This window comes from Arthrobacter sp. 01N444, assembly GCF_056399305.1.
On record NZ_JBFTRB010000006.1, the window covers coordinates 1 to 25,877 of the forward strand.

The 25,877-nt window shown below is 68.2% G+C and carries 20 protein-coding genes, 1 tRNA gene and 1 pseudogene; 13 read left to right on the plus strand and 9 right to left on the minus strand.

What is annotated here, in order from left to right:
- Positions 1 to 548 (minus strand): annotated as a pseudogene (locus tag AC1DKN_RS08975) (HNH endonuclease); the annotation flags it as partial.
- Positions 549 to 841: 293 nt separating this feature from the next.
- Here AC1DKN_RS08975 and AC1DKN_RS08980 point away from each other — a divergent pair.
- Together AC1DKN_RS08980 and AC1DKN_RS08985 are read left to right on the plus strand one after the other, a co-directional pair.
- On the plus strand, positions 842 to 2,026 hold the full coding sequence (locus AC1DKN_RS08980; RefSeq protein ID WP_476871065.1) for an NAD(P)-dependent alcohol dehydrogenase: 1,185 nt from the start codon (positions 842 to 844) through the stop codon (positions 2,024 to 2,026).
- Positions 2,023 to 2,451: an HIT family protein gene (locus AC1DKN_RS08985; RefSeq protein ID WP_476858844.1), complete on the plus strand. Its 429-nt coding sequence runs from the start codon at positions 2,023 to 2,025 to the stop codon at positions 2,449 to 2,451. The genes AC1DKN_RS08980 and AC1DKN_RS08985 overlap by 4 nt, the downstream gene beginning before the upstream one ends.
- A gap of 58 nt (positions 2,452 to 2,509) precedes the next feature.
- Here the strand turns inward: AC1DKN_RS08985 and hrpA are convergent, their stop codons facing one another.
- Entirely contained in the window at positions 2,510 to 6,550 is a 4,041-nt protein-coding gene (gene hrpA / locus AC1DKN_RS08990) for an ATP-dependent RNA helicase HrpA (RefSeq protein WP_476871066.1), read from the minus strand.
- A gap of 179 nt (positions 6,551 to 6,729) precedes the next feature.
- Entirely contained in the window at positions 6,730 to 6,897 is a 168-nt protein-coding gene (locus tag AC1DKN_RS08995; RefSeq protein ID WP_230007826.1) for a hypothetical protein, read from the minus strand.
- Positions 6,898 to 6,989: 92 nt separating this feature from the next.
- Here AC1DKN_RS08995 and AC1DKN_RS09000 point away from each other — a divergent pair, with 92 nt between their 5' ends.
- Positions 6,990 to 7,955: a GlxA family transcriptional regulator gene (locus tag AC1DKN_RS09000; RefSeq protein ID WP_079554497.1), complete on the plus strand. Its 966-nt coding sequence runs from the start codon at positions 6,990 to 6,992 to the stop codon at positions 7,953 to 7,955.
- 24 nt (positions 7,956 to 7,979) lie between these two features.
- Here AC1DKN_RS09000 and AC1DKN_RS09005 read toward each other — a convergent pair whose 3' ends face one another.
- From AC1DKN_RS09005 to AC1DKN_RS09030, 6 genes are all read right to left on the minus strand, one after another.
- The gene (locus tag AC1DKN_RS09005; protein ID WP_230007827.1) at positions 7,980 to 8,276 is read right to left on the minus strand and encodes a protealysin inhibitor emfourin; all 297 of its coding nucleotides are present in this window, start codon (positions 8,274 to 8,276) and stop codon (positions 7,980 to 7,982) included.
- A 44-nt stretch (positions 8,277 to 8,320) separates the two neighbouring features.
- Positions 8,321 to 9,394 carry a M4 family metallopeptidase gene (locus tag AC1DKN_RS09010; RefSeq protein ID WP_476871067.1) on the minus strand — a complete coding sequence of 358 codons (1,074 nt, stop codon included), beginning with the start codon at positions 9,392 to 9,394 and terminating at the stop codon, positions 8,321 to 8,323.
- Positions 9,395 to 9,585: 191 nt separating this feature from the next.
- Positions 9,586 to 9,658 (minus strand) — tRNA-Arg (locus AC1DKN_RS09015).
- A gap of 182 nt (positions 9,659 to 9,840) precedes the next feature.
- On the minus strand, positions 9,841 to 11,442 hold the full coding sequence (locus tag AC1DKN_RS09020) for an FAD-dependent oxidoreductase (protein WP_476871068.1): 1,602 nt from the start codon (positions 11,440 to 11,442) through the stop codon (positions 9,841 to 9,843).
- Positions 11,439 to 12,311: an FAD:protein FMN transferase gene (locus tag AC1DKN_RS09025; protein WP_476871069.1), complete on the minus strand. Its 873-nt coding sequence runs from the start codon at positions 12,309 to 12,311 to the stop codon at positions 11,439 to 11,441. Before AC1DKN_RS09025 ends, AC1DKN_RS09020 begins: the two co-directional genes overlap by 4 nt.
- A 23-nt stretch (positions 12,312 to 12,334) precedes the next feature.
- Positions 12,335 to 12,772, minus strand: coding sequence for an FMN-binding protein (locus AC1DKN_RS09030; protein ID WP_476871070.1), 438 nt, complete (start codon positions 12,770 to 12,772; stop codon positions 12,335 to 12,337).
- A 196-nt stretch (positions 12,773 to 12,968) separates the two neighbouring features.
- On the opposite strand from AC1DKN_RS09030, the gene argS reads away from it, so the two are divergent.
- The 10 genes from argS (at position 12,969) to AC1DKN_RS09080 (ending at position 25,851) form a co-directional block, all read left to right on the plus strand.
- Positions 12,969 to 14,633, plus strand: coding sequence for an arginine--tRNA ligase (argS, locus tag AC1DKN_RS09035; protein WP_476871071.1), 1,665 nt, complete (start codon positions 12,969 to 12,971; stop codon positions 14,631 to 14,633).
- Positions 14,634 to 14,638: 5 nt separating this feature from the next.
- On the plus strand, positions 14,639 to 16,117 hold the full coding sequence (gene lysA / locus AC1DKN_RS09040) for a diaminopimelate decarboxylase (protein WP_476871072.1): 1,479 nt from the start codon (positions 14,639 to 14,641) through the stop codon (positions 16,115 to 16,117).
- Positions 16,118 to 17,434, plus strand: coding sequence for a homoserine dehydrogenase (locus AC1DKN_RS09045; protein WP_476871073.1), 1,317 nt, complete (start codon positions 16,118 to 16,120; stop codon positions 17,432 to 17,434).
- On the plus strand, positions 17,435 to 18,541 hold the full coding sequence (gene thrC / locus AC1DKN_RS09050) for a threonine synthase (RefSeq protein WP_028276075.1): 1,107 nt from the start codon (positions 17,435 to 17,437) through the stop codon (positions 18,539 to 18,541).
- Positions 18,542 to 18,543: 2 nt separating this feature from the next.
- Positions 18,544 to 19,530: a homoserine kinase gene (gene thrB / locus AC1DKN_RS09055; RefSeq protein ID WP_223916043.1), complete on the plus strand. Its 987-nt coding sequence runs from the start codon at positions 18,544 to 18,546 to the stop codon at positions 19,528 to 19,530.
- Positions 19,531 to 19,849: 319 nt separating this feature from the next.
- The gene (gene rho / locus AC1DKN_RS09060; RefSeq protein ID WP_476871074.1) at positions 19,850 to 22,033 is read left to right on the plus strand and encodes a transcription termination factor Rho; all 2,184 of its coding nucleotides are present in this window, start codon (positions 19,850 to 19,852) and stop codon (positions 22,031 to 22,033) included.
- Positions 22,034 to 22,291: 258 nt separating this feature from the next.
- A complete protein-coding gene (prfA, locus tag AC1DKN_RS09065) occupies positions 22,292 to 23,365 on the plus strand; it encodes a peptide chain release factor 1 (RefSeq protein ID WP_079554478.1) in 1,074 nt (357 codons plus the stop codon).
- A gap of 16 nt (positions 23,366 to 23,381) precedes the next feature.
- A complete protein-coding gene (gene prmC, locus AC1DKN_RS09070; RefSeq protein WP_476871075.1) occupies positions 23,382 to 24,311 on the plus strand; it encodes a peptide chain release factor N(5)-glutamine methyltransferase in 930 nt (309 codons plus the stop codon).
- Complete coding sequence (locus tag AC1DKN_RS09075) at positions 24,308 to 25,087, plus strand: L-threonylcarbamoyladenylate synthase (protein WP_476871076.1); 780 nt, start codon at positions 24,308 to 24,310, stop codon at positions 25,085 to 25,087. The genes prmC and AC1DKN_RS09075 overlap by 4 nt, the downstream gene beginning before the upstream one ends.
- Positions 25,084 to 25,851, plus strand: a complete 768-nt coding sequence (locus tag AC1DKN_RS09080) for a WecB/TagA/CpsF family glycosyltransferase (RefSeq protein ID WP_223916033.1) — start codon at positions 25,084 to 25,086, stop codon at positions 25,849 to 25,851. Before AC1DKN_RS09075 ends, AC1DKN_RS09080 begins: the two co-directional genes overlap by 4 nt.
- The last annotated feature ends 26 nt before the right edge of the window (positions 25,852 to 25,877 follow it).

Consider the following 25,877-nt stretch of genomic DNA (forward strand, 5'->3'; position numbering starts at 1 on the left):
CGGTACGCGGCGGCCCGGGCCGCGGCGACCAGGGACCGGTCACCGGCCCCGGCGAACGTCCCGGCGTCGGCGGCGAGGTCGGCGTCGACGGCGGCCCGGTCCGCGGCGCTCAGGCACGCGGTTTCGCGCACGAGCAGGGTGGCGCGCCATTCGTTCAGCTGCCCGGTTTCCAGGGCGGTGAGGGTGTGCGGCATCTCGGTGACGAGGGCTTTGGCCAGGCCCAGGAGCCGGCCGCCCCTGGCGGGGGATTCGTGCCGGGCCAGGGCGATCTGCGCGCCGATCCCGGCGCCGAGATTCTCGGGCGGGACCCCGAGCCGGGCTTGTTCGCGGCGTTGGAGCAGGTCGAAGGCCACGGCGAGCCGGGCCTGTTCCGCGGACGCGGCGGATTTCCAGTCTTCCAGTTCCCGGATCCGGTCAATGATCCCGGCACTGTCCGTGGGCGGACAGCCTAAGCCCACGGGCCCGGCGGCCGCGCCGCTCCCGGCGCGACTCAGGCCACCGTCGCCGTGTCCTGCCGAAGCCACTTCGGGCCCCTGATTGCCGTCCATGAATCCAGTGTTTCAGGGACCCCCGACAATAATGGCCACAGAGGTCCGCCCCGGGTGCCAACTGCCCGGCGGCGGCCAATTCGTTAGCGAATGATGGAGGCTGTCGGTGCGGAAGTCTTGGACGCAGTTGAGTGTCCGGCCTTCCGGCCGGTTGCTCGGACGGCGTCCCCAGGGTGCCCCCGGTTCGTTGACGCTCGACCAGTTGGGCAACGTGCCCGACCTGAACGACGAGCCCTCGCCAGCGAGCCACCCCAAAGTGGAATACATCCCGGGACCGGGGGTAGCGTCAACGTATGACACCTGGACGTCCCGTACCCCCGCCCCTTGCCAAGCCGTTGCCGGATTTGAACACCACAGACACCAAATCCGCCACCGCGGACAGCGCCGCGCAGAACGCCGGCCCCACACTCGCTGCTGCGTATGGTGCCACCTCACCGGACAGCGGGCTCGTTCCCTTGACCGTGTCCCGACGGGCGCCGAAGGCGGACGACGTCGAGATCGCCGTCGAATTCTGCGGACTGTGCCACTCGGACGTGCACGCCACCCGGGGCGAATGGGGCGGCGACACCTACCCGTTGATCCCGGGCCACGAGATCGTCGGCCGGGTCACCCGGCTCGGTTCCGCCGTCGACGACTTCACGGTGGGTGAGCGCGTGGGCGTGGGCTGCATCGTGGACTCCTGCCGCGAGTGCGACAGCTGCCTGGACGGCCTCGAGCAGTACTGCGAAAACGCCGCGGTGGGAACCTACGGGGCGAAGGATGCCCGCAACGACGGCGCCATCACCCAGGGTGGGTATGCCACGTCGATCGTGGTGGACCGCCACTATGTCCTGCGGGTGCCGGAAGCACTGGACCCCGCCGCCGCGGCGCCCCTGCTGTGCGCCGGCATCACCACATATTCGCCCCTGAACCACTTCGAAGTCGAGGAAGGCGACGTCGTCGGCGTCGTCGGACTGGGCGGTCTCGGCCATATGGCCGTCAAGATCGCCAAGGCCATGGGGGCCGAGGTCAAGGTCTTCACGACGTCGGAGAACAAGTTCGCCGCAGCGCGCGAGCTGGGCGCCGACGACGTCATCCTCTCCACCGACCCGGCCGCGATGGAAGCCGCGAACCGCAGTATCGACGTCATCATCGACACCGTCGCCGCACCGCACGACCTCAACCCCTACTTCCGCACGCTGGGCCTGGACGGTGTGCTGTTCCAGCTGGGCCTGCCCGCCGAAGCGATGCCGCCCGTCAACCCCGGGGTGCTGATCCGGCGCAGGATCGCCTATGCGGGTTCGCTGATCGGCGGCATCGCCGAGACGCAGGAGATGCTGGACTTCTGCGCCGAGCACGGCGTGGTGTCCGACGTTGAGGTGGTCGGCGCGGACCAGCTCAACGAAGCCTACGACCGCATGGTGGCAGGCGACGTCAAGTACCGTTTTGTCCTGGACGTCAGTACCCTGGGGTCCCCGGCAGAAAAGGCGGACGCATGAGCACTCTCTTCACCAAAATCATCAACGGCGAGATCCCGGGCCGCTTCGTCTGGCGCGAGGACGGCGTCGTGGCGTTCCTGACCATGGGCCCGCTGGCCGACGGCCACACCCTCGTGGTGCCCACCGAGGAAGTGGACCGCTGGACGGATGCCTCGCCCGAGGTCCTCGGCCGGGTCATGGAGGTTGCCCGCAAGATCGGCGCGGTCCAGGTGGAGGTGTTCGACGCCGCCCGGGCCGGGCTGATCGTGGCCGGCTACGAAATCAACCACATGCACGTCCACGTGTGGCCATCGAACTCAATGGCGGACTTTGATTTCGGCTCCGTGGACCAGCACCCGGATCCGGCCAGGCTGGACGCCAACGCGGAGAAGCTCCGCGAAGGCCTCCGCACGGCCGGCCACGCGGAGCACGTCCCGGCCGCCTAGGTCCCGCCCGGACAGGCCCGGCCGCCAGTGCTGGCGCCGGCGCAGCACCCTCAGGGGTCTACGCCGGCGCCAGCACTTTGTTAAGGGCGGCCCGGATACGCTTTTCGGACACCGAATAGGCGGTCCCGAGTTCGACGGCGAAGAGGCTCACCCGCAGTTCCTCGATCATCCAGCGCACGTGGGTTAACTCCGCGCCCGCCCGCCGCCCGGGCAGCAGCGCGGACACGGCGTCGTCGTAGTCGTCCTCCAGGGCCTGGACCGCGGCCATGTGCTGGGCGTCCCGCTGCACGTTGCCCGGCAGCTTCTCGAGGCGCTTTTCGATGGCCGTGAGGTAGCGGGGCAGCTGGCTGAGCTGGGCGTAGCCCGTGCGTGCCACGAAACCCGGGTACACCAGCTGCTCGAGCTGGCTCTTGACGTCGTTGAGCGCGCTGATCAGGGCCAGGCTCGTGGTGCCCTTGAGCTGCTTTTCGATCCGCCGGGTGCTGGCCAGGATGCGTTCGACGACGGCGGTGACAGTAAAGACGGTGTCGATCAGCTCCGCCCGGACGCTCTCGTAGAGCGCCTTGAACGATCCCTCGTCCCACGGCAGCGGGGCCGGCGTGAGTTTGTCGATGGCGGCCAGGGCGCAGTCGGCGATCAGCGCGGCCACGGAACCATGCGGGTTCTGGCTGAACGTCAGTTTCTCGGTGTTGTTCAGGTGCTCCAGGACATAGCGGTCCGGCGGCGGCACTTTCAGGGCCAGGAGCCGGATGACCCCGCCGCGCATGGCTTCCTGCTGTTCCGACGGCGTCTGGAACAGCCGCAGCGCCACGGACGTTCCCTCGTCCACCAGGGCCGGATAGCCGGTGACGGTGTGCCCGCCAACGGTTCCCTGGACCTGGCGTTGGACGGTTCCAAAGGTCCAGTCCTTGAGCCCGGACATTTCGGTGAAGCCGCCCGGCGCCGCGGCTGCGGCAGCGGCCAGGGCCGCCGACGGGGACGCGCCGGCCCGTGATGAACGCGCGCCATCCTTGCCGTTCGCGCCGGCTTTCGCCTTCGCCGCTGCATTTCCCTTGGATTGGGGTCCCGTGGTGCCCGGGGTGGCACCGAGGGATTCCGCGATGGCCCGGCGGGTGGCCGGGGCCAGCCGCTCCTGCAGCGCGGTCAGGTCCTTGCCCTCATCCAGCAACTTGCCGCGGGAATCCACCACGCGGAAGCTGACCCGCAAATGCGACGGGACGGCGTCCCAGTTCCAGGAGCCCGGCGGAATGACCTGTCCGCGGATCCGGCGCAGCACCAGTTCCAGCGACGGTTCGAGCTCGTCCGTGGCGGGATCGAAGTCCGCTTCCAGTGCCGCGACGGCCTGGCGGGCCACGTCCGGGGCAGGAACAAAGTTCTTGCGGATCTGCTTCGGCAGCGACTTGATCAGCGCCGTGACGAGTTCCACGCGCTGCCCGGGGATCAGCCAGCGGAACGCGGCATCGTCGAGCTGGTTCAGGAACAGCACCGGCACCTCGGCGGTGACGCCGTCGGATGGATTTGGCGGCGAACCGGGCGCCACGGGGTGGAACTCGTAGCTCAGCGGCAGCTCGAAGCCCTTGTGCAACAAGGTCTTGGGATAGGCCGAATCGTCCAGGGCCGCGGCGTCCTCGCTGATCAGCAGGGACTGGTCGAAGTCGAGCAGCGTGGGATCCTGCTGCCGTGCGTCCTTCCACCACTTGTCGAAGTGCCGCTCCGAGACGACCTCCGCGCCGATCCGGGCGTCGTAGAACTCGAAGAGTGTCTCGTCGTCCACCAGGATGTCGCGGCGCCGCATCCGGGCCTCGAGTTCCTCGACTTCGTGCAGCAGCGCGCGGTTGCGGTGGAAGAACTTGTGGTGGGTCTGCCAGTCGCCTTCAACCAGGGCATGCCGGATGAAGAGCTCGCGGCAGAGCTCCGGATCCACCTTGCCGTAGTTGATCCGCCGGCTCGGGATGATGGGCACGCCGTACAGCGTGACCTTTTCGTGGGCCATCACCGCGCCCATCTTCTTGGACCAGCGCGGCTCGCTGTAACTGCGCTTGACCAGGTCGGGGGCCACCTGTTCGGCCCAGAGCGGATCGAACTTCGCCGCGACGCGGGCCCAGAGCCGGCTCGTCTCCACGAGCTCGGCGGCCATCACGAACGTGGGTGACTTCTTGAACAGTGCCGAACCCGGGAAAATCGCGAAGCGGCTGCCGCGGGCTCCGGCGTACTCGCGCTTGCGCTCGTCGAGGATGCCGACGTGGCTCAGCAGCCCCGAGAGCAGGCTGATGTGGATGCCGTCGTGGTTGCCCACCGGATCGGCAAGGCGCTTGTTGTCCAGGCTGATGCCCAGCGGGCGGGCCAGCTGGCGGAGCTGGGCGAACAGGTCCTGCCACTCCCTGACCCGCAGGTAGTTGATGAACTCGTTGCGGCAGAGCCGGCGGAACGCCGTGGAGGACAGTTCCTGCTGCTTCTCCTGCAGGTAGTTCCACAGGTTCAGGTAACCGGTGAAATCCGAGTTCTCGTCCCGGAAGCGGGCGTGCTTCTCCGCGGCGAGCTGCTGCTTGTCTGTTGGACGCTCGCGCGGGTCCTGGATGGTGAGCGCGGCGGCCAGGATCATGACCTCCCGGACACAGCCCCGCTTTCCGGACTCCACGATCATCCGGCCGAGCCTGGGGTCCACCGGCAGCTGGGCCAGCTGCTGCCCGACGGCGGTGAGCCCGCTTCCGGGACGGCCGGAACCGCGGCGCTGCCCGCCGTCGCGCTGCCCGCCGTCGTCCGTTGGCTCCTGCCGCGCGGCGGTCAGGGCGCCGAGCTCGCGCAGGAGACTGACGCCGTCGTTGATGGCGCGCGAATCCGGCGGCTCGACGAACGGGAAGTTCTCCACGTCCTTCGGTCCACGGGCCACGCCCATGGCGGTCATCTGCAGGATGACGGCCGCGAGGTTGGTGCGCAGGATCTCCGGATCCGTGAACAGCGGCCGCGACTCGAAGTCCTCCTCGGAGTACAGCCGGATCGCGATACCGTCGGAAACGCGGCCGCAGCGGCCCGAGCGCTGGTTGGCCGAAGCCTGGGAGACGCGCTCAATCGGCAGGCGCTGGACCTTGGTCCGGTGCGAGTAGCGCGAGATCCGGGCCGTGCCGGTGTCGATCACGTACTTGATGCCGGGGACCGTCAGCGAGGTTTCGGCGACGTTGGTGGCAAGTACGATCCGGCGCTTGCTGCCGGGGTGGAAAACCTTGTGCTGCTCCTGCAGGCTCAACCGGGCGAAGAGGGGAAGGACCTCGGTGCCCGCGAGGCGCCGGTTGGACTGGATGCGGGCGTTGAGGGCCTCCGCCGCGTCGCGGATTTCGCGCTCGCCGGAGAAGAAGATCAGGATGTCGCCGTGGGCTTCCAAGGCGAGCTCGTCGACGGCGTCGCACACCGCATCGAGCGGGTCGCGGTCCTCCTCGAGTTCGTCGTCCGCCGCGGCACCTTCTCCGGCTCCATCTTCGGCGCCGCCGGCCGGCTGGGAAAGCGGCCGGTAGCGGATTTCCACCGGAAAGGTCCGGCCCGACACCTCGATGATGGGGGAGGGCTCCTCGTCGCTGCCGAAGTGCTTGGCGAAGCGCTCCGGATCGATGGTGGCCGAGGTGATGATGATCTTCAGGTCCGGGCGCTGCGGCAGGATGCGCTTGAGGTAGCCGAGGATGAAGTCGATGTTGAGGCTGCGCTCGTGCGCCTCGTCAATGATGATGGCGTTGTACTTCCGCAGCAGCCTGTCGCGCTGGATCTCCGCCAGCAGGATGCCGTCGGTCATGAGTTTGACCTTGGTGGACCGGCTGACCTCACCGGTGAAGCGGACCTGGAAACCGACTTCCTGGCCGATTTCGACGCCGAGTTCCTCCGCGATGCGCTCGGCCACGGTGCGGGCAGCGAGACGGCGGGGCTGGGTGTGGCCGATCAGCCCGTTCTCGCCCAGGCCGAGCTCAAGGCACATCTTGGGGATCTGGGTGGTCTTACCCGAGCCGGTCTCGCCGGCGATGATGGTCACCTGGTTGGCCGCGATGGCGGCCATAAGATCTTCGCGGCGCTCGGAGACCGGCAGCTCGGCGGGGTAGGAAATATGCAATGTCATGGCTGGAGACAGTCTACTGGGGTGGACTGTCCGCTGGGGTGGCGGCGGCTGTGCGGTCCTACTATCGGGTCCGGTTGCTGCAGCCGGGCTGTTCCGTTGCTGCTTCAGGCCCGGCGCATAGTGAGGGCCCGGCTTGATGAGCCGGGCCCGATGGGCGTGTGGGCAAAACGTGCGCGGACTTAGAAGTTCCGCAGGGTGTAGTTGACGCTCGGCAGGTCCCGGGCCATCCAGTACTCTTCCGAGCGGACGGGCGGGGTGTGACCGAGGCCGTCCTTCCGCAGGGCGGAGATGGTGGCTGCGAGGCCGGCGATGATCAGGACGATGACGGCGATTCCGAGGAGTTCCATACCTCTATGGTTCTCCGGTCCAAGAACTAAAAGAAGTGGCAGAAATGCCCAAAAAGCTATAATTTCTGCCACTGTTCTGTCAGGATGAAATCATGATCAAATCAGTGGCAATGATCGTGGTTCCCAACTTCTCGATCTTCGAGTTCGCGACGGCTTTCGAGGTCTTCGGCATCGACCGCTCGGACCGCGGAAACGGCGTGCCCGCGTTCGATTTCCGCGTCTGCGCGCCCGAGCCGGGCGACGTCCCGCTCAAGTCCGGCCTGTCCATGCACGTCGGTCTCGGGCTGGAAGCAACTGCCGACGCCGACCTGGTGGTGATGGCGCCGTACGGCCGGGACGAGGACGTTCCCGAATCCGTCTTGGAGGCGCTGCGGGCGGCCCATGCCCGGGGCGCCTGGGTGATGTCCATTTGTTCCGGTGCCTTTGCCCTGGCCCGGGCAGGCCTGCTCGATGGCCGCCGATGCACCACGCACTGGCATTACTCCCAGGAACTGGCCAGCCGATACCCGGCCGTGCTGGTGGATGAAAATGTCCTCTACGTCGAGGACGGCCGGATCATCACGAGTGCCGGCACGGCCGCGGGGATCGATGCCTGCCTGCACCTGGTCCGCGTGGAGTTCGGCGCCAAGGTGGCCGCCGCCATCGCCCGGGACATGGTGGTCCCTCCGCACCGGGACGGCGGCCAGGCCCAATACATCGACCGGCCCATTCCGCAGTGCGGCTCGGAACCCATGGAGCAGCTGCTGCAGTGGATGGTCCGGCACCTGGACGAGGAACACGCAGTCAACGAGCTGGCGGCCAGGGTCCATATGTCGCCGCGGACATTTGCGCGGCGCTTCCGTGCGGAAACGGGGGCCACCCCGGCGGCCTGGCTCAATTCCCAACGGGTGCTCCGTGCCCAGGAGCTGCTGGAAACCACGGAGCTCAATATCGACGAAATCGCGAGGGAATCCGGCTTCGGACATTCGGTCCTGTTGCGGCACCACTTTACGAAGGCGCTGGACACCAGCCCGCAGTCCTACCGGCGCACGTTCCGCGGGCACCTGGCCACGGCGTAGCGGGCCCCGGCCCGGCAGGAGCGTCTAGGCAAAGCCCGGCGGCGCCGATTCCTCGGCCGCGGCCCGTGCGCATTCGACGAGGTCGCGCCACGGGCCCGTCAGTTCACGCTCGGGCAGGACCGCCCGCCGTTGATCGGCCCGGATGCTGTACATGAACCGGTCCGGCTGGCCGGATGTCCCGCTGGTCCCGGCGACGTCGTCCCAGGGGCAGGCCTCAATCAGCGGCTGCCACCGGTCGGTGTCCTCGGGCGGCTCGGGCCGGACGGTCCACGTCCTTTTCATTCCGGCCACGCCGCCACTGCGCTGGACAGTTATCTTCATCGGACTCGGACCTTCATCGGACTCGGATCTGCAGGGGCCTGGGCTTATCGTCGGGCTCCCGGGAGCTTGACCTTCACAGTTTCCCACGCGGAGCGCACGGCGTCATGTTCCTTGGAATCCTCGCCGAAAAGCTCCTTGGCAGAGGCGGCTGTTGCCTTGGCGAAGGCACCGAACGTGGCGGTGGGGGACAGCTTGCCGCCCGTCAGGGTCTCGTACCAGATCTGTGCCGGTGCGTCCCAGGCATTGCCGCCGAGGGCGGTGGCCACCAGGCAGAACGCGCGGTTGGGGATGCCGGAGTTGATGTGCACGCCGCCGTTGTCCGCGCTTGTGCGCACGTAGCCGTCCATCGAGTCCGGCTGCGGGTCTTTGCCGAGCACGTCGTCGTCGTATGCCGTTCCCGGAGCCTTCATGGAACGCAAGGCGGCCCCCTGCACCTGGTCCGTGAAGAGGCCTTCACCGATCAGCCAGCTGGCCTCCGCCGTCGACTGCTTCCGCACGTACTGCTCAACGAGGGCACCGAAGACATCGGACATCGATTCGTTCAGGGCGCCGGCCTGGTTGCGGTAGACCAGCCCGGCCGAGTACTGGGTCACGCCGTGGGTGAGCTCGTGGCCAATGACGCTCAGGGATTTCGTGAACCGCCCGAAGACCTGGCCGTCACCGTCGCCGAAGACCATTTGCTGGCCGTCCCAGAATGCGTTGTCGTACAGGCGGCCGTAGTGGACCGTGGCATCAAGGTGCAGGCCTTTGCCGTCGATCGAATTGCGTCCGAAGGCCTCGGCGTAGAGGCGGTGGGTGTGCCCCAGCCCGTCATAGGCCTCGTCGGCGGCGGGATCGCCGGTGGGCGGTTCGCCTTCTTTGCGGACCACGCTGCCGGGCAGCTTCTCGGTGGACTTGGCGTCGTAGACCGTCCGTTCCGGCGGGGACGGCTTGAGCTCCCGCAGGCCCGGGCGGCTGCCGGGCCCGGGCACTGCGCGGGAGGCCTGGAACCCCGGGACGTGTTGCAGGGCCTGCTTTGCCCCGTGGGCGGCCCTGGAGAGCTCCGGCTTTTGCTGTGCGGCCAGCCTGCGGAGCAAATAGGGCGGAACGATGGAACAGGACGGAGTTGGATAGAACATGTGAGACCCCCTTCACGCTTCGGAGCCGGCAGGGTAGCCCGCCACCGATGAAAACAGCCTACGAGGGAGCACCGACAATCGGCAGGGGCAAAGCCGCTGGATTTCCGCGGTCTTTTGGCGGGATTCAGGGCACAAAAAAACCCCGCCGTTTCAATGAAACAGCGGGGTTTGCCGGCGATGCCGGTATTTTGTGCCCTCGATTGGAATCGAACCAACGACCTTCTGCTCCGGAGGCAGACGCTCTATCCCCTGAGCTACGAGGGCAGTCAGGGTTCCTGCCGTTACCGGCGGGACGTCCTAGAGCTTAGCAGGAAGGTGGCCTCCAACGGAAAACCATGGAAAACGGTCGCTCATTTGTGGAGTCAAGTGGCGGTCCAACGCGGCCTATGTGCGGGGTCCTCAGCTTGGCCGATCCCGCGGATTGGCCGGTCCGCTCAGTAGCGGCGTCAGTAGCCGGTGAACGTATCCACATGGACCCGGCGGGCGCCCGCGCCACGCGCCGCGGCCCGCAGCGAACGCACGCTGGCGGGCGAGCCGGAGATGAAGACTTCCCGGCCGCCGATGTCCGGCACCAGGTCCTTGAGGGCCGCCGCGTCAATTCTTCCGGCGCCTGCGTCCTCCATGTTGGCCGGCGGCGCCGAACCGTCGGCCAGCCGGGCCACGATGCGCGCCCCCGAGCGCTGGAGCTCCTCGGCGTAGCCCAGTTCGGCGGCACTCTTGGCCAGGTACAGCAGGACAACGTCGCGGTCCCCGGCCGGGTTTCCGGCCGACGCCCCGGCCAGCTGGGCCACATACGGGGTGATCCCGATTCCGGCCGCGACGAGCAGCACGGGGGTGGCCGGGTCCCGGGGCAGGACGAAGTCGCCGCTCACCGTGGTGGCGGTGAGCCCGGCGCCGGGTGCCAGGGACAGCAGCGATCGCTTGGCTGAGGACACCGGCTCGGCCGTCCCCACCCCGATCGTCAGCAGGGAGGCTCCGGGTGCGCTGGTCAGGCTGAACACGCGCCGGATTCCCTTGCCATCACCCTTCCCATCGCCCCTGGCGGCGCCAGCGTCGCCGGCCGTGTCCGGGGGCAGGTGCAGCTCCAGGGCCTGTCCGGGAGCGAAGCGCACCGGACGTTCCGGGCGGAAGCTGAATTCCGTCGTCGTGGGCGTCAGCGGACGGCTCGCGACGAACGCCAGCCGGACCCCGCCCCGCTGTCCGACGGCGAAGGCAAGCGCGTTGCCCGCGAGCAGCGCCAGCTCGGGGGAGTTGGCCACAAACCCCAGGTTGTAGGGGACGGCAAACAGTGCCCCGACGACGGCGGCCAGCGCCAGCTGCTGCCAGCGCCGCGGGGGCAGGGTGAGCGGCTCGGTGAGCATGAACCCGACGAAGAACAGCACCGGCCGCTGCGCGAGCGTCTGCCACAGGGCCTCGGGGAGATTCATCCCGGCCTGGAGCAGATCGGCGGCCACGATGGACACGGCAACCACGGCGAATACGGCGGCCATGGCGAACTTCCGGGTCCGGTAGAGCACCAGCAGCACCCCTGGCAGCACCAGCCAGAGCATGGCCGGCGTCGCGGCCCACCAGGTGGCAATGTTGAGCCCGGTCAGCCCGGCCAGGAACGCGCCCGCCGCGGCCGGATTGAAGATGTGCCGGCCGCGCCAGGCCAGCGCATACTTCGAGGCCGAGGCCAGTACGCAGGCCAGGGCGACGCCGGCGATCTCCGCCAGCTGGAGGCCCTGGGTTGGCTGGCTGGGCCAGAAAAGCTCGCTGGGCCAGAAAAGAAAGTACAGCAGCAGGCCGGTGATGAGTGAGGACTCCGTGTGCGGCCGCACACGGAACAGTGCGGCCAGCCCCTGGCTGGAGGCGTACGTCAGGCCAAGGCACAGGGCAAGGTGGGCCAGCATTTCCGGCAGCCCGAACGTCAGCCAGCCCAGCACATTGAGCAGCAGGCTGTAGCCGGCCAGGACGGCCAGGACCCACAGCACCAGCCGGTACATCGTGAGCCGGCCCAAGGCGGTGTCCAGCCTCGAACCGAGGGCGGTGGCGGTGATGGCAGTCATGAGAACAGGGCCCCTTCGAAGTCGGCTGAATATTCCGCGTGCCCGTCCGCATAAACCGTGAGCCAGGCGCAATCGAACTCCTGCTCCAGCCGCGGACCGTCGACAAAGAACAACGCAGTGGCCAGCGCATCCGCCACCATCGCGGTCCCGGCCATGGCCCAGCTGGCGACAACGGTACGCACCGGCGCTCCCGTGGTGCCGTCCAGGACATGATGGAACCCGTCGCCCCAGGCGCGCCGGTTGGCGGCGGAAGCGCACAGGGCACCGGCCCCCAGCTGGACGGTGCCGATTGCCCGGGTGGGATCGTAGGGGTGCTCGAGGGCAACCGCCACCGGATCCGGCCCCGGATTCAGCAGGTCCCCGCTGGCATCGATGAAATGCCCGGCGCAGCCGCCGTCCCGGAGCTGGGCGGAGAGCAGATCGGCCAGCTGGCCCTTTCCGGCCGCGCCGACGTCGATCACCACCGGAACCGTGGTGGTCAGCGCGGTGCCCTGCCAGTCCAGCGCATCCTCCCACCGGGGCGCGGGAAGCGGCGCACCGCCCGGGCGCAGGGTGTAGGTGGCGTCGTAGCCCAGGCGCTCCAGGCTCCCGCCGATGAGCGGGGTCATCGCACCCCCGGTGAGCCGGTACAGGGTGCCGTACAGCTCGCCCAGGGCGGCCCCTTCGGCGGGCAGCTCAAGGCGGCCAGGCGTCCGGGCTGCGTCGGCAACGAGCGCATCGGGGCGGAACCGGGACCACACGGCGTCGTACTCCGCCACCGTGGCGAGCAGGCCACGGCGGAGCTCGCCGGAGAGCCGGGACGGGGTGGAAATCTCCCAGCGGGTCCCGATCCCGTCAAAGCTGAAGTGCGCCCAGCCCGGATGCGCCACGATTCCTCTGTTCCCTTGTTGCGCTATTGGGCCTGTGACTTGATCTTCGCCACGGCCTGGTTGAAGCCGCCGCTGGTCAGCGAGGATCCGGCCACTTTGGAAACCTTGATCTCGTCGAGCTTCTTGCCAACAACCTGGGACTGGATGCCGCCGGCGAACTCGCCCTGGAACTTTCGGGTGTTCGGATTCGAGGGGTGCTGCGTGATCTTCACGTCGGACACGGCACCGCCGGCCAGCGTCAGCTCCACGCCCACGGTCTCAGTGCCGTTGGGGGAGGTGTAGTTCCCGTCGGCGCTGTACGTGCCGTCCTTGTAGGAACCGGCACCGGCGGTCCCGGAAGCTGCGGGCGGCGCGGCCTCTGCGGCCGGGGCCTGCGCAGAAGGGGCGCAGCCAGCCGCAGTTCCGGCCACGGAGAGGCCGGCAATGCCGACGAGGACGCTTTTGCGGAAGGCGGTATTCATGCGGGACTCGATTCTTTGCGGGGATCGGACAGCGAACAATGTGGAGGCACTGACACGGTTGCAGACGTTGAATTCAGGGTAACGGTTCACCCTTGGTGCGAGGCATCGAAGACCTTGGGTATTCCCGTAACCGGCCCCGCCGTCATGCCGGGTGCCAGATTCCGCCGCACTCCGGGCCCACCGGTAGGCTAGAACTGTGACCCCAGAAGAACTCTCCCTCGCCATATCCGCCTGCCTGAAGGACGCCGTTGCCGCCGGTGACATAGCCCTCTCCGCGGCCGACATCCCGGATGAGGTGCGCGTGGAGCGCCCCAAGAACAGGGACCACGGGGACTGGGCCACCAACGTCGCCCTCCAGCTGGCCAAAACGGCGGGCACCAACCCGCGGGAGTTCGCGTCCGTCCTGAGCGCCCGGCTCAAAACGATCGACGGCGTGTCCGCGGTGGACATCGCCGGCCCCGGCTTCCTGAACATCACGGTGGACGCCGCTGCCGCCGGTGCCCTCGCCAAGGCGATCGTCGAGGCCGGTGCGGCCTACGGCACCAACACCGCGCTCGCCGGGCACGTGGTCAACATGGAATTCGTCTCGGCCAACCCCACCGGCCCGCTGCACATCGGCCACACCCGCTGGGCCGCCCTCGGCGACGCGATCGCCCGCGTCCTCCGGGCCTCCGGTGCCGACGTCACTGCCGAGTACTACATCAACGACGCCGGTTCCCAGATGAACGTGTTCGCGAACTCCGTGTTCGCGAGGCTGCACGGCCTGGACGTGCCCCAGGGCGGCTACCCGGGCCAGTACATCGCGGACCTCGGCCACGAGGTGCTCACCGAGCACCCGGACATCCGCGAACTCACCGAAGTGGCGGCCCTGCCGGTGATCCGGGGCGCCGCCTACAAGGCGCAGATGCATGACATCAAGCAGACGCTGGCCGAGTTTGGCGTCGACTTCGATGTCTACTTCTCCGAGCAGGAGCTCCACGACGCCGGCGCGATCGAGGACGCCGTCGCCCGCCTGCGCGAACAGGGCCACGTGTTCGACGACGGCGGCGCGGTCTGGCTGCGCACCACCGACTTCGGCGATGACAAGGACCGCGTGATGGTCCGCGCAAACGGTGAGCCCACGTACTTCGCCGCCGACGCCGCCTATTATCTGTCCAAGAAGGACCGCGGCTACACCGAGAAGATCTACCTCCTCGGTGCCGACCACCACGGCTACATCAACCGGCTCAAGGCCATCGCGGCAGCCGCCGGGGACGACCCCGAGATCAACATCGAGGTCCTGATCGGCCAGCTGGTCTCCGTCAACGGCGCCAAGCTGTCCAAGCGCGCCGGCAACATCATCGAGCTCAAGGACCTCATTTCCTGGCTCGGCAAGGACGCCGTCCGGTACTCGCTGGCCCGGTTCCCCGCCGATTCGCCGCTGACGCTGGACCCGGAGCTGCTGAAGAAGCACAGCAACGAAAACCCGGTGTTCTACGTCCAGTACGCCCATGCCCGCTCCCGCGGCGCCGCCCGCAACGCCGTGGCCGCCGGCGTGGAGCGCCGCGTGGACGGCATAGACAGCTTCAACGCCGCCCTGCTGGAGCACCCCACCGAAAACGAGCTGCTCTCGCACCTGGGCAGCTATCCCTCGATCGTGGCCAAGGCCGCTGAGCTGCGCGAGCCGCACCGCGTGGCCCGCCACCTCGAAGTGATCGCCGGCGCCTACCACCGCTGGTATGACGCCTGCCGCGTGGCGCCGCAGGGCGAGGAACCCATCACCGACACCAACCGCACCAGGCTGTGGCTCAACGACGCCACCAGCCAGGTGCTGGCCAACGGACTGGAACTGCTGGGCGTCTCGGCGCCGGAACGGATGTAACCGCCATGACCGCAAATTCAGGACAGTCCCCGCTCGCCCCGGACTGGCTCGAGGTCCCCGCCGACCTCAATGCCCTCCACGAACCGCTGTGGGCGGGCGGTGTTGCGCGCAACGACGACGGCGAGCTCACCATCGAGGGGCTGACGGTCAGTGAGCTTCAGCGCCAGTACGGCACGCCGCTGTTCGTGCTGAGCGAGACCGACTTCCGGGCCCGGGCCCGGGCGTTCAGCGACGCCTTCAACGACGCCTTCGCCGATATTTGCGGGGGAGTGGACGTCTACTACGCCGGCAAGTCCTTCCTGTGCACCTCCGTGGTCCGCTGGGTCGAGGAAGAGGGGCTGCGCCTGGACACGGCGTCCGGCGGCGAACTCGCCGTGGCCTTCCGCGCCGGCATCCCCGGCGCCGACGTCGCCCTGCACGGGAACAACAAGTCCGACGGCGAAATCCACCGGGCGCTGGACATGCAGCTGGGACGGATCGTGGTGGACAGCCTCGATGAGCTCGAACGCGTCGCGGCGATCGCCGCCAACCGGGGCGACACCGCCAGGGTGATGCTGCGGCTGACCCCCGGAGTGCACGCCCACACCCACGAATTCATCGCCACGGCCCACGAGGACCAGAAATTCGGCCTGTCCATGGCCGGGGACTCCACGGACCAGGCCGGACTGTCCGCCGCAGAGGAAGCCGTGGCCGCGGCCACCGGGCACGCCAGCATCGAACTGCTGGGCCTGCACTGCCACATCGGCTCGCAGATCTTCGAACCGGACGGCTTCGCCCTCGCCGCCGAGCGGCTGCTGGACTTCCTGGCAGCGATGCAGTCGAAGTACTCCATCGTGCTGCCCGAGCTTGACCTCGGCGGCGGCTACGGCATCGCCTACACCCCCGTGGACACCCCGCGCCCGGCCGCCGAAATCGCGCAGGCGATGGCCGCCGTCGTCCGTTCCAAATGCGCTGCCCTCGGCATAACCGCCCCCCGGATTTCGATCGAACCGGGCCGCGCGATCGTCGGAAGCACCACCTTTACGCTGTATGAGGTCGGCACGCTCAAGACCGTCCGGGTGGATTCCCCGGCCACGGCTGGTGCCGCGGCCGGCGACGACGGAGCCGGGGACGTTACGCACCCCCGCCGCTATGTGTCGGTGGACGGCGGGATGAGCGACAACCCCCGGCCGGTGCTGTACGACGCGGATTATTCGGCGATTCTCGCCTCGCGGAGCTCCGACGCGGCGCCGCAGCTGTCCCGAGTGGTGGGCAAACATTGCGAGAGCGGCGACATAGTTGTTAGAGATGTATATCTGCCCGAGGACGTGGCAGCCGGTGATCTGCTTGCTGTACCGGGGACCGGCGCCTACTGCTGGGCCCTGTCAAGCAACTACAACTATCTGGCCCGGCCGGGCGTTATCGCTGTCAGCGACGGATCTGCCCGGCTCATTGTCCGCGGGGAAACCGAAGAAGATTTGCTCAACCGCGACATGGGAGTCTGAATGTCTGAATTGCGAACCCTGAAAGTGGCCCTCCTGGGCTGTGGCAACGTTGGGGCCCAGGTTGCGCGGATTCTCATTGACGACGCCGACGCCCTCGCCGCGCGCACCGGCGCCCGGCTGGAACTGCAGGGCATCGCGGTGCGCAACCCCGATGCCAAGCGCGACGTCGAGCTGCCGCAGGAGCTGTTCACCACTGACGCCGAAGTCCTCGTCAAGGACGCCGACCTCGTCATTGAACTCATGGGCGGCATTGAGCCGGCCCGGACCCTGATCCTGACCGCCATGCGGCACGGTGCCTGTGTTGTCAGCGGCAACAAGGCGCTCCTGGCCCAGGACGGCCCCACCCTGTACGAGGAAGCGGACAAGGCCGGGGTGCAGCTGTCCTACGAGGCCGCCGTGGCCGGCGCCATCCCCATCCTGCGGCCCATCCGCGACAGCCTGTCCGGCGACCGGATCACCCGGGTGCTCGGGATTGTCAACGGCACCACCAACTTCATCCTCGACCAGATGGACTCCACCGGCGCGCAATTCGCCGACGCGCTGGCCGAGGCCCAGCGCCTGGGCTACGCGGAAGCCGACCCCACGGCCGACATCGAAGGCTACGACGCCGCCGCCAAGGCCGCGATCCTCGCCTCACTGTCCTTCCACACGCGGTTCGCCCTGGAAGACGTCTCGTGCGAGGGCATCACGTCGGTCACCGCGGCGGACATCGCCGCCGCCAAGGAAGCCGGCTTTGTCATCAAGCTGTTGGCCATTGCCGAGAAACTGGTTGACGAGGACGGCAAAACCGGCGTCTCGGTCCGTGTCCACCCCACGCTCCTGCCCCGCGAGCACCCCCTCGCCGCTGTCCGCGGTGCCTTCAACGCCGTCTTCATCGAAGCCGAGAACGCCGGGGAGCTCATGTTCTACGGCCAGGGTGCCGGCGGCACCCCGACGGCGTCCGCCGTGCTGGGCGACCTCGTCTCCGCGGCCCGCCGCATTGTCCTGGGCGGCCCCGGCCGGACCGAAACGACCACGGGGCACGTGCCATCGCTGCCCATCGACGCGGCCGTCACCAGCTACTACATCGGACTCGACGTCGCGGACCAGCCCGGCGTCCTGGCCAGGATCGCGCAGCTCTTCGCGGAGCACGGCGTGTCCATCGAAATCATGCGGCAGACCATTCACCGCGACGCCGACTCCAACGTGGAATCGGCCGAGCTGCGGATCGTGACACACCGTGCACGCGAAGCCGCACTTGCAGCAACCGTCGAGGCCGTCAGGCGCCTGGACGTCATCAATTCCGTCACATCCGTACTCCGGGTAGAAGGAGTCTAAGTGGCTCACCAATGGCGCGGTGTCATCCGCGAATACGCCGACCGTCTTCCTGTCACGGAAGCGACCAAGGTCATCAGCCTGGGCGAGGGCGGCACCCCGCTCGTGCACGCCCGCCACCTCTCCGAGCTGACCGGCAGCACCGTATACCTCAAGGTCGAAGGCATGAACCCGACCGGTTCCTTCAAGGACCGCGGCATGACAATGGCCATGACGGCAGCTGTGGCTGCCGGCGCCAAGGCCGTGGTCTGCGCCTCCACCGGCAACACCTCCGCCTCCGCCGCGGCCTACGCGACGGCGGCCGGGCTGCAGTGCGCGGTGCTGGTCCCGGAGGGCAAGATCTCCATGGGCAAGCTCAGCCAGGCAGTCGCGCACGGGGCCACGCTGCTGCAGGTGGACGGCAACTTCGACGACTGCCTCGACATCGCCCGCAAGCTCGGCGAGTCCTACCCGGTGTTCCTGGTCAACTCCGTCAACCCGGCCCGGATCGAAGGCCAGAAGACCGGCGCCTTCGAAGTGGTGGATTCGCTCGGCGACGCCCCCGACTTCCACGTGCTCCCGGTGGGCAATGCCGGCAACATCAGCGCGTACTGGAAGGGCTACAAGGAATACGCTGCGGCGTTTGAGTCGCCCACCGCCGGGTCGCTGCCCGCCGTGTCCACCAAGACACCCGTCATGTGGGGCTTCCAGGCCGCAGGGGCGGCACCCTTCGTGGCCGGCCACCCCATCACCGAGCCCGACACCATTGCCACCGCCATCCGGATCGGCAACCCGGCCTCCTGGGACACCGCCGTGGCGGCCCGGGATGAATCCGGCGGCGTGATCGAGGCCGTCACGGACGAGGAAATCCTGTCCGCGCACCGGTGGCTCTCCGCCCGGGAAGGCGTTTTCGTGGAGCCCGGCTCCGCTGCCGGCGTCGCCGGGCTGATCAAGAAGCACGCGGCCGGGGAGGTGCCGGCAGGCAAGACGATCGTGATCACGGTGACCGGTCACGGCCTCAAGGACCCGCAGTGGGCCCTGCGCACCGAGGACGGCAGCGACGTGCAGCCGGTCAAGGTCTCCAACGACGTCGTCACCGTCGCCGCAGCACTGGGACTGGAAGAAAAATAACGTTGGAAACAACCCTCACCGTCCCGGCCGAATCAGCTGCCGGCTCCCCGGCTGTTCCGGCGGGCCAGCTGGTCACCGTGCGTGTCCCGGCCACGAGCGCCAACCTGGGCCCCGGGTACGACAGCCTCGGCCTGGCCCTCTCGCTGCATGACACGCTGACCGTGGAAACCCTGGCCAGCGGTGAACTTGAATTCGAGCTCAGCGGCGAGGGTGCCGAGTCCCTGCCCCGCGATGCGACGCACCTCGTGGTCAAGGCCCTGACCGAGGCCCTGCACCGCCTTGGGTTCCGGCACGAAGGCCTACGGATCACGGCGGACAACGTCAACCCGCACGGACGGGGCCTGGGCTCATCGGCCTCGGCCGTGGTGGCGGCCGTCAGCGCCGCCAATGCCCTGGTTCCGGAGGCCTCCCGGCGTGGCCGCGACTGGATCCTGCAGCTCACAAGCGAAATTGAAGGCCACCCGGACAACGTTGCACCCGCCATTTTCGGCGGACTGGCGCTGTCATGGCAGGACAGTGACCAGTACAGCAGCACGTGCGCGTCCGTGGCCGCCTCGGTGATCCCCGTGGTCGCTGTGCCCGACTACGAGCTCTCCACTGAGGCCGCCCGGGCCCTTTTGCCCGCCTCGGTGGGCCACCATGCCGCGGCCATGAACTCCGGCCGCGCCGCCCTGCTGATCCATGCCCTGACCACGAACCCGGAATTCCTGCTGCCCGGCACCGAGGACTACCTGCACCAGAGCTACCGCGCCGAGGCCATGCGGCCCAGCGCGGAACTGATCGGCGCGCTGCGCCGGGCAGGGCACGCCGCCGTCGTATCCGGCGCCGGACCCACCGTGCTGGTCCTGGCCAACGGCGAAGCGGAAGCCCGTGAGGTTGTGGACTTCATCGGCGCCCACACCGCGGGCAACACGCCGGAAGTGGGCTGGCGCGTGATGAAGCTGGCCGTGGACGTTGAAGGTGCTAAAGTGGAAGTGCACCGGCGGTAAATACGCAGGCGGTAAATTTTTAACCGTTGTAAGACCGCGATGTTGGCCACGTAGCCTCTCTCATCTTTCACTGCGCAATATTTTCCGGTGCCACCTGCTTTCGGTCTGACGCAGGAATCAGCAGAATTGATCTGCCCCCTGAAACTCAGCCCGCCGTTCCTCATTTCTCGGATCGTGCATGGTGAAGCAATATCCGGCCCTGCTGGCCGATATACATCCGGCAAGGCCGAAATCCCGGCTGCAGATCTGAACTGCAGCCCAGATCAAATCACCGCGTCCAGCTCTTAGCCTGGACGCCGTCGAGGGGGAAGGATCCTTCGTGACCGAAACCACTGAGCTGTCTCCGGCTGTGGATACATCTTCTGCTGCCGAATCAACGGCAGCACCCGCCAAGAGCAGCGGCCTTGCAGGCCTTAAGCTCGCCCAGCTCCAGGCCCTCGCCAGCCAGCTGGGCATTTCCGGCGGTTCCCGCATGCGCAAGGGTGATCTGGTCACGGCCATTTCCGCCCACCGCGCAGGCACCCCGGTAAGCAAGGCTCCGGCCCGCGCTGCCGAAAAGGCGAGCGACAACGGCACTGTGTCCCACGCAGCGGCCCCGGCAGCTGCGCCCGCAACAGCGCCCGCCGCCGATGACGCCCCCGCCCAGGAAAGCCCCCGCGCCCGCCGTGGCCGCAGCCGCCGCGCAGGCAGCGACGGAGTCGTCACGGCGCCCGTCGTTGAGGCACCCGCTGCCGCCCCGGCTGAAGCCCCCGCGGTTTCCACCGACTCCGGCGCCTCCGCCACTGCCGAATCCGGTTCTGCCGTTTCCGGGACCGAAGGCAGCGACCGCACGAGGCAGCCGCGCACCCGCAACCGCCGCCGCGGCGAAGCCGCAGCCCAGGCCACCGAGGCCGGCCAGACCGCCGTCGAGGCCCAGGCCGAACAGCCCGCCATTGAACAGCGTGAACAGCGCACTGAACAGCGCGAACAGCGCACTGAACAGCGCGAACAGCGCACTGAACAGCGCGAACAGCGTGAACAGCGCACCGAACAGCGCGAGCCCGGCAGCGAAGACGGCCAGCGCCGTGACACCCGCACCCGTGGCGGCCGCGACGACTCGGCCGGCACCCGCGAGAGCACCCGCGAAAACACCCGCGACAGCGATGATTCTGACGGCGGAAGCCGCCGGAACCGCCGCAACCGTCGTGACCGCAACGACCGCGGTGACCGCCAGGGCCAGCAGGACAGCCGCGACAACTCCTCGCGCAACGACCGCTTCCGCGACCGCAACGACCGCCGCCGCGGGCGTCAGCAGGGACCTGACGTCGACGACGTCGAGGTCACCGAGGACGATGTCCTGCTGCCGGTCGCCGGTATCCTCGACGTGCTCGAGAACTACGCGTTCATCCGCACCTCCGGTTACCTGCCGGGCCCGAACGACGTCTACGTCTCCCTCGCCCAGGTCAAGAAGTACAACCTGCGCAAGGGCGACGCCGTCGTCGGCGCCATCCGTGCACCGCGCGAAGGCGAATCCCAGCAGGGGAATCAGCAGCAGTCCGCCCGCCAGAAGTTCAACGCCCTGGTCCGCGTCACCTCGGTGAACGGCAAGACGCCGGAAGAGCTCAAGGACCGCGTCGAATTCGCGAAGCTCGTCCCGCTCTACCCCTCCGAACGCCTGCGCCTCGAGACGGACCCGAAGAAGATCGGCCCGCGCGTCATCGACCTCGTGGCCCCGATCGGCAAGGGCCAGCGCGGTCTGATCGTTTCGCCGCCGAAGGCCGGCAAGACGCTCATCCTGCAGTCCATCGCCAACGCCATCACCACCAACAATCCTGAGGTCCACCTCATGATGGTGCTCGTTGACGAACGTCCCGAAGAAGTCACGGACATGCAGCGCACCGTCAAGGGTGAGGTCATTGCCTCCACCTTCGACCGTCCCGCCGACGACCACACCACCGTGGCCGAGCTTTCCATCGAGCGCGCCAAGCGCCTCGTGGAAATGGGCATGGACGTTGTGGTGCTCCTGGACTCCATGACCCGCCTGGGCCGTGCCTACAACCTGGCAGCACCGGCCTCCGGCCGCATCCTGTCCGGTGGTGTGGACTCCGCAGCGCTGTACCCGCCGAAGCGCTTCTTCGGTGCAGCCCGCAACATCGAAAACGGCGGCTCGCTGACCATCCTGGCCACCGCGCTCGTCGAGACCGGTTCCAAGATGGACGAGGTCATCTTCGAAGAGTTCAAGGGCACCGGCAACATGGAACTGCGCCTGTCCCGCCAGCTCGCGGACAAGCGCATCTTCCCGGCCGTGGACGTCAACGCGTCCGGTACCCGCCGTGAGGAAAACCTGCTTTCCCCCGAGGAAGTCAAGATCATGTGGAAGCTGCGCCGCGTCCTGTCCGGACTCGAAACGCAGCAGAGCCTTGAGCTGCTGACCAACAAGATCCGGGAGACCCAGAGCAACGTCGAGTTCCTCATGCAGGTGCAGAAGACGACGCTTGGTGCGAAGTCCGATAACGACAAGTAGCTGGCTTTCGCCGCTCAAAATATGCCGGCCCCGCCCCTCCGCCGGGTGGCCAACGATCTGCGATCGTTAGCCACCCGGCTCCGGCAGGCCCGAAGCCACTCCCTGGCCGGCATATTTTGAGCGGCTTCTGGTTTAACTCACCACCCCCTGGCCGGAGCAACGCGGGGTCACCTACGGCCCATCAGGGCCGCCGGAATGGGCGGTAAGTGACCCCGCGTTGCAGTAACTAGACTTGAGAGAGTCGAAAGAGGTTTGAAAATGTTTGAGTCCGTACAGGGCCTGTTGGATGAGCACGACTCTATCCAGGCTCAGCTGGGGGATCCTGCTGTCTACGCTGACCAGCGGCTGGCCCGGAAGCTGGGGCGGCGTTCTGCCCAGTTGAACGGCATTGTGGAGGCCTACCACCGCTGGGAAGGCATCCGCGATGACCTGGCCGCTGCCAAGGAAATGGCGGACGAGGACCCCGAGTTTGCGGCCGAGGTACCCGAGCTGGAGGCCGCGCTGGAGCTGGCGGCGGCCAAGCTGCGCCGGCTGCTGATCCCGCGCGACCCGGACGACTCCCGCAACGTGATCCTCGAGGTCAAGGGCGGCGAAGGCGGCGACGAGGCAGCCCTCTTCGCCGCGGACCTGCTGCGGATGTACAGCCGTTACGCGGAATCCCGCGGCTGGAAGACCGAGATCATCTCCGCCACCGAGTCGGACCTCGGCGGGTACAAGGACGTCCAGATGGCCGTCAAGGGCAGCTCGAACGATCCGGCCGAAGGCGTGTACGCCCGGCTCAAGTTCGAAGGCGGCGTGCACCGGGTCCAGCGTGTGCCCGTCACCGAATCCCAGGGCCGCATCCACACCTCGGCCGCCGGCGTGCTGGTGCTGCCCGAAGTGGACGAGCCCGAGGAGCTCGAGATCAACCAGAACGATCTCAAGATCGACGTCTACCGCTCCTCCGGTCCCGGCGGGCAGTCGGTCAACACCACCGACTCCGCAGTGCGCATCACGCACCTTCCCACCGGAATCGTCGTCGCCATGCAGAACGAAAAATCGCAGCTGCAGAACCGTGAGGCCGGCATGCGCGTGCTGCGTGCCCGCATCCTGGCGCACCAGCAGGAGCTGATCGACGCCGAAAACTCGGCGCAGCGCAAGTCGCAGATCCGCACCATGGACCGCTCCGAGCGCATCCGTACCTATAACTACCCGGAAAACCGGATTGCGGACCACCGCACCGGTTACAAGGCCTACAACCTGGACCAGGTCATGAACGGCGACCTGGAACCGGTGATCCAGTCGGCCATCGAATTGGACGAGCAGTCCCGGCTCGACGCCATCGGCGAATAGGCGCGGGTCACTGGTGATGACTGCAGGTGATGGTCCGAGCCTCGCGGAGGCCGTCAGCGAGGCGACGGCGGTCCTCGCGGCGGCCGGCGTGCCCAGCCCGCGCGTGGACGCCGAGCTCCTGGCCGAGCACCTGCTCGGCATCGGACTGGGCCGGCTGCGCGCGCTGATGCTCGGGGACGCGCCGGCGCCGGAAGGCTACGCCGACCTGGTCGCCGAACGGGCGCAGCGGATCCCGCTGCAGCACATAACGGGCGTGGCGCACTTCCGCTACCTCGAACTCGCCGTCGGTCCCGGTGTGTTCATCCCGCGGCCGGAGACCGAATCCGTGGTGCAGCTGGTCCTGGACTGGCTCAGCGCTAGGAAACAACTGGACGGCCTGGCGCACCCCAAGGTCGTGGACCTGGGCACCGGGTCCGGTGCCATTGCAGGCTCGATCGCCCATGAGGTTCCCGGCGCGGAAGTCCATGCGGTCGAGTTCAGCGAATTCGCGCACGCGTGGGCGGCGAAAAACTTGGCTCCCCTGGGCGTCCACCTCATCCGCGGCGACCTGCGCGACGCGCTGGCCGAACACAACGGCACGTTCGACGTCGTCGTCTCCAACCCGCCCTACATCCCCGCCGAAGCGATCCCGAACGAACCCGAAGTGGCGCTGCACGACCCGCCCGAGGCGCTCTACGGCGGGGGAGCGGACGGGATGGAACTTCCGACGGCGGCGGCCGCCTCGGCTGCCCGCCTGCTGGTTCCCGGCGGCTACTTCGTGATGGAGCACGCCGAGGTCCAGTCGGAATGGATCGCCGCGATGCTCAAACGCGCCGGGGTGTTCGCCGAGGTGACAACGCACCGTGACCTCAACGGCAAGGACCGCGCCACCAGCGCCGTCCTGGCACCGTCAGGGCCTACGGCCGCGAAAAATCGTGTGACAAGTGATGAAAGAATAGGCCAGTGACGACTAGCTACGATTGCACGGCGGCCGAGCAGCGCGCTGCGGGACTTGAGCACGCCCAACGGGCCATCCGGGAGAACAAGTGCGTGGTCTTTCCCACGGACACGGTCTACGGGATTGCCGCCGACGCCTTTTCACCCCTTGCCGTGACCCTGCTGCTCGCGTCCAAAGGCCGGAGCCGGAAGATGCCGCCGCCCGTGCTGATCCCCAGGCTGAACGCCCTCGATGGCCTGGCCACGGACGTTCCGGCCGAGGCGCGGCAGCTGGCCGAGGCGTTCTGGCCCGGCGGCCTGACCCTGATCCTGCATGCCCAGCCGTCCTTGGACTGGGATCTCGGCGAGACCAAGGGCACGGTCGCCCTGCGGATCCCGGCCGACGAGATCGCCCAGGACCTGCTGACGCTCACCGGACCCCTCGCGGTGTCCTCCGCTAACCGCACCGGGCACGCCGCGGCGCAGACCGCCGCGGACGCCGAAGCCCAGCTGGCGGAATCCGTGGAGGTCTACCTTGAGGGCGGACCCCGGCCCGCCGACGGCGCCGAAGCCCTCGCCTCGACCATCGTCGACGCGACGGCGCTGCCCTTGCGCGTCGTCCGGCAGGGAGCCATCAGCCTCGACCGCCTGCGCGGCGTGGTGCCCGGCGTCCTGGACATCGACGGCAACGCCCCCGATGCTGCGGACGCTCCGGAGCCCGCCGCAAAGTCCGCCGCCGCAGAGTCCGCCGCCGCAGAGTCCGCCGCTGCGCCGGGCGACGCTGCCCCGGAGCCCGGTTCCGCATGACGCTGGAGCGTCAGCGCGTCCCTTTCCTCGACGTCGAAGCGACCCCCGTGACGGTGTCCGAGCTGACCGCGGTCCTCAGCACCTTCATGGCCGAGGGCAAGACCCGGATCGTGGTGGGGCACAACCTGCACAGCGTGACGCTGCTGCACTCCGATCCTGCCTTCCGCTCTTTCTATGAGCGCAGCGACGTGGTCCTGATCGACGGCGCACCGGTGCTCTGGCTCTGGGCGAAGACCGGCGAAGAGGACGACGGCAGGGAACCGGTGATGGACTACCGGCTGGGGTCGACCGACTGGATTCCCGCGCTCGGCAATGTCGCGGGACTGGAGCGCATTGCGGTCATCGGTGCAGGCGCCGTGGCCAACGCCGGTGCCGTGGCCAGGCTGCGGGAGATCGTCCCCGGGGCGCGGGTCGACGGCATGCCCGGCGAAGGCTGGAACAAGGAAGTTGAGGAAGCCGCGGTCGAATGGCTGAACCGGCTGCGCCCGCAGCTTGTGCTGCTGGGCCTCGGGATGCCGCTGCAGGAGCAGGTCATGGCCCGCCGGCTTGCCGCGCTTCCGCCTGCGGTCTACTGCACCGTCGGCGGCGCCATCGAACAGATTGCCGGTGTGCAGAAACTGGCGCCGCGCTGGATCGGCCGGCTCGGACTCGAATGGGCCTGGCGGCTCATGCTCCACCCGCAGCGGGTAGCCTACCGGGTGTTCGGCGAACCCTGGGTGCTGCTGGGCCTGCTGCTCCGCCGGCGCCTGCGCCGGCAGCCCTAGGCTGCCGGCGGGGCTGCCGGCGGAGG